At 63.1% G+C, this 10,502-nt stretch carries 8 protein-coding genes and 1 pseudogene; 8 read left to right on the top strand and 1 reads right to left on the bottom strand.

Features of this window, described 5'->3' with window-relative positions:
- From B4E36_RS01845 to B4E36_RS01810, 8 genes are all read left to right on the top strand, one after another.
- Positions 1-428, top strand: a 428-nt coding sequence (locus B4E36_RS01845) for a helix-turn-helix transcriptional regulator (RefSeq protein WP_345899911.1), incomplete at its 5' end; no start/stop codon positions are given.
- Between the two features lie 195 nt (positions 429-623).
- On the top strand, positions 624-1,655 hold the full coding sequence (locus B4E36_RS01840; protein WP_292057748.1) for an ABC transporter permease: 1,032 nt from the start codon (positions 624-626) through the stop codon (positions 1,653-1,655).
- Complete coding sequence (locus tag B4E36_RS01835) at positions 1,652-2,512, top strand: ABC transporter permease (protein ID WP_292057745.1); 861 nt, start codon at positions 1,652-1,654, stop codon at positions 2,510-2,512. Before B4E36_RS01840 ends, B4E36_RS01835 begins: the two co-directional genes overlap by 4 nt.
- A gap of 3 nt (positions 2,513-2,515) precedes the next feature.
- The gene (locus tag B4E36_RS01830) at positions 2,516-4,198 is read left to right on the top strand and encodes an ATP-binding cassette domain-containing protein (protein ID WP_292057743.1); all 1,683 of its coding nucleotides are present in this window, start codon (positions 2,516-2,518) and stop codon (positions 4,196-4,198) included.
- 53 nt (positions 4,199-4,251) lie between these two features.
- Positions 4,252-5,811 (top strand): hydantoinase/oxoprolinase family protein, encoded by a 1,560-nt coding sequence (locus B4E36_RS01825; RefSeq protein WP_292057742.1) that lies wholly within the window; start codon positions 4,252-4,254, stop codon positions 5,809-5,811.
- The gene (locus tag B4E36_RS01820) at positions 5,804-6,931 is read left to right on the top strand and encodes a DUF917 domain-containing protein (RefSeq protein ID WP_292057741.1); all 1,128 of its coding nucleotides are present in this window, start codon (positions 5,804-5,806) and stop codon (positions 6,929-6,931) included. The genes B4E36_RS01825 and B4E36_RS01820 overlap by 8 nt, the downstream gene beginning before the upstream one ends.
- Before the next feature lie 4 nt (positions 6,932-6,935).
- Complete coding sequence (locus B4E36_RS01815; RefSeq protein ID WP_292057740.1) at positions 6,936-8,045, top strand: DUF917 domain-containing protein; 1,110 nt, start codon at positions 6,936-6,938, stop codon at positions 8,043-8,045.
- 29 nt (positions 8,046-8,074) lie between these two features.
- A complete protein-coding gene (locus B4E36_RS01810; protein WP_292057739.1) occupies positions 8,075-9,655 on the top strand; it encodes an ABC transporter substrate-binding protein in 1,581 nt (526 codons plus the stop codon).
- A 612-nt stretch (positions 9,656-10,267) separates the two neighbouring features.
- Here B4E36_RS01810 and B4E36_RS01805 read toward each other — a convergent pair.
- Positions 10,268-10,502: pseudogene (locus tag B4E36_RS01805) on the bottom strand (NAD(P)-dependent alcohol dehydrogenase); the annotation flags it as partial.

Raw genomic sequence — 10,502 nt, 5'->3', positions numbered from 1 at the left:
TCGTGCTGAAACGGACCGGCCGGGCGACGGAAGCCCGCGCGGTGCTGCAGCGCATGTTCGATGATGCCGCCCGCACCGGCACGATCGCGCCACTTCAGGAGGAACGCCGGTTTCTCGGCGAGCTGATGGGCGACAGCCGTATCGAAGGCTTTGTCTCGGCCGCAGGCCCCGCCCGCCGGATCATGAAACGGTTGTCCGAAACCGGCATCAAAGGACGCACGATTGAGCAGGAATCCGGGCTGTCGCGCCGTGAGGTCCGCATTCTGCTGATGATCTGCGAGGGTGCCTCCAACAAGTTCATCGCCGGCCGGCTCGGTATCTCGGAATCGACGGTCAAATTCCACCTGACCAATCTTTACCGCAAGCTCGGCTGCACAAGACGCCGCGAGGCCATCGCGGTGGCGCGGGCGCGCAACTGGCTGCACTGACCCGCCGCCGAGGCGGTCGCGCATCGCAAAACCTGTCCTTTATTGTCAAAAACCTAGACCTTTTCCGTCTTGTAGCATTTTTCCCCGCCCCTCAGACTGAACCCATAAGATCACCGCCGGCTTTCTTGCAAATGTCGGCGGCATAAAGGGAACAGCGGCCCCGAAAGGGCCGAAGGTTATGGAGCAGCGCATTCGATGCACCTGCGCTATCTGGAGATTTTTGTCAGGCGGCTTACCGGCTTCGTGCTGGTTCTTTTCGTATTGTCGCTGATGATCTTCGTGCTCGCCCGCGTGGTGCCGGGCGATCCTGCCCGCATGACGCTCGGCCCGAGCGCGACGCAGGAGCAGGTCGACCAGCTGCGCGCGCGCATGGGGCTCGACCAGCCCATCCTGGTGCAATATGGCCGCTATATCGGCAAGGCGCTTCAGGGCGATCTCGGGGACTCGATCGTCTCCGGCAACCCGGTGAGCCGCGATATCCGGGAATTCCTGCCGGCGACGCTCGAGCTGATCATCGCCACGGTGATCATCGAGCTTGTCTTCGCCATCCCCCTCGGCGTCATCACCGCCCGCTATCGCAATAGTTGGATCGACAATGCCGGGCGGCTGTTTTCGCTTGTCGGCGTCACCATTCCGGCCTTTCTGTTCGCCATCACGCTTCAGCTCGTCGCGGCTCGTTTCTTTCCGTCATGGCCCATTCTCGGCCGGGTCGACTACAATCTCGGCGCGCCCTCGGGGCCGACCGGCTTTCTGCTGGTCGACGCCGTGCTCGCCGGCCGCGGCGATGTGTTTCTGAGCGCGCTCGCCCATCTTGCACTGCCCGCCACCGCGCTGGCCATGGCCGGTATCGGCCAGATCACCCGCATCACCCGTTCGGCCATGATCGACAATCTCAGGCGCGACCATGTGCTGACGCTGAAATCCTTCGGCGTGCCCGAGCCGGTGATCGTGTTCCGCTATCTGCTGAAGCTGTCGTCGATCGCACCGCTGACGATCATGGGGCTGGAATTCGCCTCGCTGATCGGCAATGCCTTCGTGGTCGAGATGGTGTTTTCCTGGGGTGGCTTCGCCTCCTACGGCCTGACCGCCATCCTGCAGAAGGATCTGAATGCGCTGATGGCCGTGGTCCTGGTCTCCGGCGTCTTCTTCATCGTCGCCAATCTCGTCATCGACATTGTCGTCAGCATCATCGACCCGCGCCTGCGCCTCGGGGAGGCTGGACAATGAGCGAGCAGACAGGCCTGACGGCGGGCTACATGACCTGGTATCGCTTCAGCCGCAATCCGGCTGCCGTCATCGGCGGGCTGATCGTGCTGTCGGTCCTGCTGATGGCGGCCGCGGCCCCGTGGATCACACCGTTTCCCGACCATGTCGGCGCCGTCGTCGATTTCCGCAACCGCCATGTGGCGCCGAATGCCATCAACTGGTTCGGCACGGACAAGGCCGGGCGCGACATCTTCTCGCGCACGATCTTCGGTTTCCGCGTTTCGCTTCTGCTGGTGGTCGGCGTCCTCGGCATCTCCGTGCCGGTCGGCGCGGTGCTCGGCATGGTGTCCGGCTATTTCGGCGGCTGGTGGGAGCGCATCATCACCGGGCTCACCAATGTCATGCTCGCCATGCCGCCGCTGGTCATGGCGCTTGCCATCGGCAACATCCTCCAGCCGAACCTGATCAACGCGATGATTGCGATCACGCTTCTGTGGTGGACCTGGCACGCCCGGCTCGTCTATCGCGTCACCCGCTCGATCGCGACCGAGGATTTCATCGAGGCCGCACGGCTTGCCGGCGCCGGCCCGCTGCATATCCTGTTTCGCGAAATCCTGCCCAACTGCGTCTCGGTCATCTCGGTCAAGACGACGCTCGATGCCGCCTTCGTCATCCTGTTCGGGGCGACGCTTTCCTTCCTCGGTTTCGGGGTGAAGCCGCCGACGCCCGACCTCGGCTCCATGGTCGCGGACGGACGCCAGTTCCTGCCGGAGAAATGGTGGGAGGTGCTCGCCCCCGGCTTCGCCATCTTCTACGCCACGCTCGGCTTCAACCTTCTCGGTGACGGCCTGCGCGACATGTTCGACGTGGAGGCGTAAGACATGGCTGTACCGCTGCTCAAGGTCGAGAACCTCAATATCGCCTTCACCGGCTATGGCCGCCGCAGCCATGTGCTGAAGGATGTCGGCTTCGAGATCGCCGCCGGCGAGCGCGTGGCGCTGATCGGCGAGACCGGCTCCGGCAAGTCCGTAACCTCGAAGGCGATCCTCGGCACGCTTCCCGACAATGCCGTGATCGAAAGCGGCGATATTGCCTATCGCGGCGCGAACGTGTTTTCGATGCCGCCCCGGGAACGGGAGGGGCTGAAGGGCACCGCCTTCTCGATCATCATGCAGGACCCGCTGTCTTCGTTCAATCCGGTCTTCAAGATCGGCCGCCTGCTGGATGACGTGCTCTATTATGCCGACCGGCGCAACGCCGTCGTCAGCAATGCCGGAGATCGCAGAAAGCGGATCTTCGACGTGCTTCGCCGCGTCCAGCTTGCCGATCCGGAACGGATTTTCGGCGCCTGGCCGAACGAGCTTTCCGGCGGCATGCGCCAGCGCGTGCTGATCGCGCTTTCGCTGCTGCATCAGCCGGAACTACTGATCGCCGACGAACCGGGGACCGCGCTCGACGTCACCACCCAGGACGAAATCCTCAAGCTCATCAATCGCCTTGTCGGCGACGAGGGGCTGTCGCTGCTGATGATCACCCACAATCTCGGCGTCGTCCGCCAGACCGCCGACCGGGTGCTGGTGATGCGTCACGGCGAGATCGTCGAACAGGGCACGCTGTCGGAGGTCTTCACCCGGCCGAGGGAGGCCTATACCCGCGATCTGATGGATGCCGTCCCGCCGCTTTATGGCCCGCGCGTCGTCAATCAGCCGGCAAGCGCAAAGGCGCCAATCGTCACACTCGAAAATGTCGACAAGGTCTACCAGGCGAAGGGCCTGCTGTTTTCCCGCGGCCCGGGGCACCATGCCGCAAAATCGGTCAATCTCGCGGTCGCCGAAGGCGAGGTTTTCGGGCTCGCAGGCGAAAGCGGGTCTGGCAAGACCACCGTTGCGCGCATGGTCATGCGTCTCGTCAAGCCGACGTCCGGAACCATCCGTGTCGGTTCGGCGGCAGACGGGACCGATCCCCGCCGCCTGACCCAGATCGTCTATCAGAACCCCGGAACCTCGCTCAATCCGAAGCGCACCGTGTCGCAGACGCTCTCCGTGCCACTGCGTTATGGCGGCCACGACCGCACGGCGGCGGAGGCGCGTAAGAAGGAACTGATGGCGCTGGTGCGGCTGCCGGAGAACTTTCTCTCCAAATACCCGCACGAGCTTTCCGGCGGCCAGAAGCAGCGCGTCGCCATTGCCCGCGCGCTTGCCGCCGATCCGCGCATCATCATCCTTGATGAACCGACATCGGCGCTCGACGTTTCGGTGCAGAAGACGGTGATCGACCTGCTTCTGACCCTGAGGGAAGAGCTCGGCCTCACCTATGTGATCATCAGTCATGATCTCTCGCTGATGCGCAATTTCTGTTCGCGCATCGCCATCATGCTGAAGGGCGAAATCATCGAACAGGGCCTGACGGCGGATGTCTTCGCCCGCCCTGAACACCCCTATACCCGCGCTCTGATCGCGGCCATTCCGGTCTTAAGTGACGCGGAAGAGGCCGAGAAACCGAAGGTCAGCGCCGAGGAACGCGCCCGCTTTCTGGTGCAGAGCACCGGTGAGCAGGACGGATAAGACAATGGCAGGACCGCGCGCCCGAGGCGCCGGCAAGACAAGGAGACGACCCCGTGTATCGACTGGGAATTGATGTCGGCGGCACGAATACCGACGCCGTGGTGATGGAAGGCAACAAGGTGCTCTCGGGCGTCAAGGCGGCGACCACGGAGGATGTGACGAGCGGCGTCATCGAGGCTCTGGAAGGCGCGATCGGGAAGGCGGGCATCGACCGCGCGAAGATCGGCAACGTCATGATCGGCACCACCCATTTCACCAATGCCGTGATCGAACGGCGGCACCTCAACAAGGTTGCCGCCATCCGTCTCGGCCTGCCGGCAACCGCCTGCCTGCCGCCGATGGTCGACTGGCCGGAAGACCTGAAGGGCGTCGTCGGCAATCTCGGCTATCTGGTCAAGGGCGGCTACGAGTTCGACGGGCGCGAAATCTCCCCGCTCGACGAGGCCGAGATCGCCCGCATCGCCGGCGAAATCCGCGACAACGACATCAAGGCCGCCGCCATCACCTGCGTCTTCGCGCCGATCAACGACACCATGGAAAAGCAGGCGAAGGCGCTGATCGAGAAGCATTGCCCCGGCCTGCCGGTGGTGCTTTCCACCGATATCGGGCGCATCGGTCTTCTTGAGCGCGAAAGTGCCGCGATCATGAATGCCAGCCTGCTGTCGCTTGCCGACCGCACCGTCAGCGCCTTTGCCAAGGCGCTTGCCGATGCCGGGCTCACCTGCCCGTTCTTCATCACCCAGAACGACGGCACGCTGATGGCCGCCGACACCGTGCGCAATTTCCCCGTTCTCACCTTCGCCTCCGGGCCGACAAATTCGATGCGGGGTGCTGCCTTCCTCACCGGCGTGCGCGAGGCGATCGTGGTCGATATCGGCGGCACCACCAGCGATGTCGGATCGCTGCATCTCGGCTTCCCACGACAGGCGGCGACCGTTGTCGATGTCGGCGGGGTCCGCACCAATTTCCGCATGCCGGATGTGTTCTCGATCGGTCTCGGCGGCGGCTCGCTCGTCGGAAAGGATCACACCGGCAAGGTCACGGTCGGCCCGCAATCGACCGGCTACCGCATCACCAAGGAGGCAAAGGTGTTCGGCGGCGAGACGCTGACGGCCACCGATATCGCGGTCGCGCTCGGCAAGGCCAGCGTCGGCGATGCCGCGAAGGTCAAGGACGTCGACCCCACCTTCGCGAAGGCCGCCGAGGCCGAAATCATCGCGCTTCTTGAAAACGCCGTCGAGCGTAGTCGCATGTCGCCGGAACCGATCCCGGTGATCGCGGTGGGCGGCGGCTCGATCCTGATGCCCGACCGGCTTGGCGACCTCGAGGTCATCCGGCCGGAAAACTTCGCGGTGGCCAATGCCGTCGGCGCGGCCATCGCCCAGATCTCCGGCGAGGTCGACCGCGTCTATGCGCTCGAAAACGGCCTGACCCGCGAGCTCTGCCTCGCCGAGGCCGAGAAGGAGGCGACCGAAAAGGCCATTGCCGCAGGCGCCGTCGCCGACACCATCGAGGTGATCGAGCGCGAGGACGTGCCGCTCGCCTACCTGCCGGGCAATGCCACGCGCATTCACGTCAAGGTCGTTGGAGAGATGGGAGGCATGGATGCCTGAAACCGTCACACGCTCGAAATTCGAATACGATCCCGCCGACATCTGGGTCCTGGACCGCGAGGATATCGAGGCGCTGGAAATCGGCTCGGCCATTCTCGGCACGGGCGGCGGCGGCAATCCCTATGTCGGCAAGCTCAGGGCGCGTCAGGCCATCGACGACGGGTTCACACTCTCCGTGCTGCCGCTCGACAAGGTGCCGGACGAGGCCTGCTGCGTATCGCTCGGCGGTATCGGCGCCCCGGTGGTCGGCTATGAGCGTATCCGCGAGGGCCGCGAAGGCCTGCGCTGCGTGCGGGCCATCGAAGAGATGCAGGGTTTTCCTGTCGACCTGATCGTGTGCGAGGAAATCGGCGGCTCCAATGCCATGGAACCGCTGATCGTCGGCGGCATGACCGGCCTTCCGGTGGTCGATTGCGACGGCATGGGCCGCGCCTTTCCCGAAATGCAGATGACCACCTATTCGATCTACGGCCACACCTCGACGCCGAGCGTGATGTGCGACGTGCACGGCAATATCGTGATCTTCCAGCATGCCGTGACGGAACTCTTCCACGAGCGCATGGCGCGGGCCTGCGTGGTGGCCCAGGGGGGCGGCTCGGACCTTGCCTCCGCGCCAATGACCGGCGCCTTCCTGAAGAAGTTCGCCATTCCGAATTCCTACACGCAGGCGGTCTCGCTCGGCCGCGCGGTCATCGACGCCAAGCGCCGGCACAGCGACCCGATCGCCGCCATCTGCGAACGGGAAAACGGCCGGCATGTGTTCTCGGGCAAGATCACCGACCTGAAGCGCCATCTGCGCGGCGGTTTCGTGGTCGGCGAAGCCATGCTGTCCGGCATCGACAACCATCATGGCGAGGATGCCTCCGTCCTGATCCAGAACGAGAACCTCGTCTTTAACCGTGAGGGCGAGGTGGCGGTCTCGGTTCCCGACCTGATCGTGGTGCTCGATATCGACAGCGGCCACGCCATCACCACCGAAATGCTGCGCTACGGCCAGCGCGTGGCGATCCTTGCCCTGCCGTGCCATCCGCTGCTGCAGTCGCCGGCAGCGCTCGAAGTCGTCGGCCCGAAGGCCTTCGGCTTTCCCGATATCGTCTATCGACCGGTCGTGGGAGGCTGAAGACATGGCGAAAACACTGATCACAGCCGACGATCTCGATGCCATCGCGCTCGGCGGCGCCTTTCTCGGGACGGGGGGCGGCGGCGATCCCTATATCGGCAAGCTGATGGCGCGCGCGGCGCTCGCCGCAAACGGTCCGGTGACGCTGATCGATCCGGCCGATGTCGGCGACGACGATCTGTGCGTGCCGGTGTTCATGATGGGCGCGCCGACCGTGATGCTGGAAAAACTGCCGAGCGGCACAGAAATCATGGCCGCGCTTGACCAGCTCGAGACCTATCTCGGCAAAAAGGCGACCGCGCTGATGTGCGTGGAGGCGGGCGGGCTCAATTCGACGATCCCCTTCGCCGTGGCCGCCGCAACGGGCCTGCCGCTGATCGACGGCGATGGCATGGGCCGCGCCTTTCCTGAATTGCAGATGGTCTCCTTCACCATGTCCGGCATCAGCGCGACGCCGCTGGTACTGGCCGACGACAAGGGCAATTCCGTCCTGATCAACGCCGTCGACAATCTCTGGACCGAGCGGCTGGCCCGCGCCGATGCCGTGCAAATGGGCGGCGCGGCGCTGGTCGCCGCCTATTCGATGACCGGCGCGCAGATGCGCGAGAGCATCCTGCCCGGCACGATGACGATGATCCGCGAAATCGGCGAAACACTGATGGCCGAGCGCAAGGCGCACCGCCATCCGGGCGCGGCGCTCCGCGCCCGGTTTTCAGGCCATCATCTGTTCACCGGCCGCGTGAGCGACATCGAGCGCAAGACGGTCGGCGGCTTTGCCCGCGGCCGCGCCATCATCAAGGGTACGGATGCCTTTGCCGGACGCCAGTTCAGCATCGATTTCCAGAACGAGTTTCTCGTTGCCCGCGATGACACCGGCGCCGTTCTGGCAACGACGCCGGACCTGATCTGCGCGCTCGATGCCGATGCCGGCATGCCGGTCACCACCGAACAGATGCGCTACGGCCTCTTGATCGAAATCACCGGCCTTCCGGCCGATCCGAAATGGCGCAGCGATGCGGGGCTGAACCTCGTTGGTCCGGCCTATTTCGGTTACGACCACCCCTATGCGCCGGTGGAAACAATCAACAATAACAAGAATGTAGACCCTGACTGAACAAAACTCATAAAAGAGAGGAACTTGCAATGACACGGAAAATGCTTGCAATCGCAGGGCTGGCTTTGGCGGCCTCGGCAACGACGGCCCTGACGCCCGCCCGCGCCCAAGACGACAAGGTCTCGATCGTGGTGAACGCCACCCAGGTGTTCGGCACCATCGATCCGGCCCGCATCAACGACTACACCGAATACATGGCGGCCGTGAACCTCTATGACGGGCTGACGACGGTGGCCGGCGACGGCTCGATCATTCCCCAGCTCGCCGAAAGCTGGACCGTTTCCGACGACAATCTCACCTACACGTTCAAGCTGAAGGACGGCGCCACCTTCCAGGACGGCTCGCCGGTCGAGGCTTCAGACGTCGTTTACACGCTGAAGCGCCTGCTCGCCATCAACGAGGGGCCGTCCTACCTTTTCTCCAAGCTCATCGATCCGGAAAAGCTGAAGGTGATCGACAGCCATACCGTCGAAATCGGGCTGACAAAGATCTACGCGCCGTTTCTGACCACAACCCCGCTCATTCTTGTCGTCAACGAAGAAGCGGCGAAGGCCAACAGCGACGACGAATGGGCAAGCGACTACATCGCCAACCACAGTATCGGCGCCGGGCCCTACATGCTGGCCTCGTGGAACCGCGGCTCGCAGATGGTGATCGACCGCTATGACGACTATCATGCCGGCTGGGAGCGCGGCCGCCCGATCGACGAAATCCGCTTCGTCATCACCAATGACGAAGCCACGGTGAAGGCGCTTGCAACCAAGGGCGAACTTGGAATGTCGGCCGACTCTCAGGCAACGGAGACATACGAAGCAATCGCCGCGATGGACGGCTACAAGATCATCGAAACGCCGACGGCAACCGCGCTTTATATCAAGATGAACACCAAGCTGCCGCCGACCGACGATATCCATGTCCGCCGAGCGATCGCCTATGCCACGGATTACGACACGATCCGCGAAGCCATCTATCCCGGCTCGCCGCTTTCCGGCCCGATGGCGCCGGCCTTTGCCGATGCCTATCCCGATGACCTTCCCGCACCGGAATACAATCTCGAAAAGGCCAAGGAAGAACTGGCCAAATCGAAATATGCCGGACAGGACATCACGCTGACCCATTCCTATGTGGCCGGCCTCTCCTTCGAGGAAGACATCGCGCTGCTGATGCAAGCCAATCTCGAGCAGATCGGCATCACGCTGGATGTGCGCCCCGAGCCGTGGAACCGGATCACCGAGCTTGCCAGCCAGCCGGAAACGACGCCGAACACGACCCAGGTCTTCAACGGCCCGAGCTATCCCTCGCCCGACAGCGTGTTCTACGTCCAGTATGATTCCGCGGCCGCCGGTACATGGGCGTCGATGGAGTGGTTGCAGAACCCGGAGATCGACACGCTCATCGACGATGCCCGGACCACGACGGATGTCGACAAGCAGAACGATATCTACAAGGAGCTTCAGCGCAAGATCGTGGACCTTCAGCCCGACGTCTTCCTGCTCGTCGAAAACCGCCGCTATGCCGCAAGCGACTGCCTCCAGGGCTATGAATTCGTGCCGATGATGAGCTGGGATACCGACTTCTCGCGCTTCACCTGGGAGTGCCGCGCCGAATAACCTGAATGCATGGAGGGCGTTACCTCCGCAGTCCGAACCGGCCGTATCGAGCGGGGCTGGCCAGATGGCTGGCCCCGCGTGGTTTTGTCAAAAGCCTTTCGTCGATATTCATCGGCGTTAAATTCTAATCCCTGAACAAAAGCTGGGCGCAGTCAGAATCACAAAAGGATGCGGTTTCCAGAAGGTCTGTTTGCCGTGATTGGCCGTTCACAGGCGATATCTATTCTTCGTCAAGGGCTGGGATTTTCGGCAGGCTTCGCGCGGCTCAGTCAAGCCGTCGGGACACTTGCCGCGGTGGGAAACCGGCGGTTGCGCGATCGCTTTCGATGCGCCAGTTCAGGATATTGGCAACCAGTTGGTCGCGTGTGGCGCGATGTTCCGGATCGTCCCAGAGGTTCGCAGTTTCACGCGGGTCCGCGATGAGGTCGAAGAGTTGGCCATCGGAGTAATCGATGAAAAGCTCGTTCCCGATCTCACCAGACGATCGAGATTGAGCGTGTCCATATGGGGATGGCCCAGCCGTTGATCGTATCGAGACGCTGCTGATCGGTCAGAATGAAGACGATGTTCGGGCGTTGGTCCTGAGCTGTCGTTGGCGATGCCATTGCCCGGTCAGCCCATGGTGATCTGGAGTTTCACATCCTCGGGGTTCTGCGCCGCCGCGCGCTCGAAGGCCGCAATCGCATCCTCGAATGAATAGGAACCGGTGATCAGCGGTTTCAGATCAACCCTGCCGGACGCCATGATATCAAGCGCCCGGTCGAAGACGTTGGCATAGCGGAAAACCGTTTCCATCCGCAATTCCTTGGCCTGGGCGGTAACAATATCGATCTGCACCGGCTCGACC

The sequence above is a fragment of the Martelella sp. UBA3392 genome, from assembly GCF_002358775.1.
GTDB classification, from domain to species: Bacteria; Pseudomonadota; Alphaproteobacteria; order Rhizobiales; family Rhizobiaceae; genus Martelella; species Martelella mediterranea.
This window is presented reverse-complemented; position numbering and strand designations above follow the sequence as displayed.

Excerpts from the sequence above, each read along its gene's own strand:
- B4E36_RS01815 (WP_292057740.1), top strand. The coding sequence starts at position 6,936 with ATGGCGAAAACACTGATCACAGCCGACGATCTCGATGCCATCGCGCTC.
- B4E36_RS01840 (WP_292057748.1), top strand. The coding sequence starts at position 624 with ATGCACCTGCGCTATCTGGAGATTTTTGTCAGGCGGCTTACCGGCTTC.
- B4E36_RS01830 (WP_292057743.1), top strand. The coding sequence starts at position 2,516 with ATGGCTGTACCGCTGCTCAAGGTCGAGAACCTCAATATCGCCTTCACC.
- B4E36_RS01810 (WP_292057739.1), top strand. The coding sequence starts at position 8,075 with ATGACACGGAAAATGCTTGCAATCGCAGGGCTGGCTTTGGCGGCCTCG.
- B4E36_RS01835 (WP_292057745.1), top strand. The coding sequence starts at position 1,652 with ATGAGCGAGCAGACAGGCCTGACGGCGGGCTACATGACCTGGTATCGC.
- B4E36_RS01820 (WP_292057741.1), top strand. The coding sequence starts at position 5,804 with ATGCCTGAAACCGTCACACGCTCGAAATTCGAATACGATCCCGCCGAC.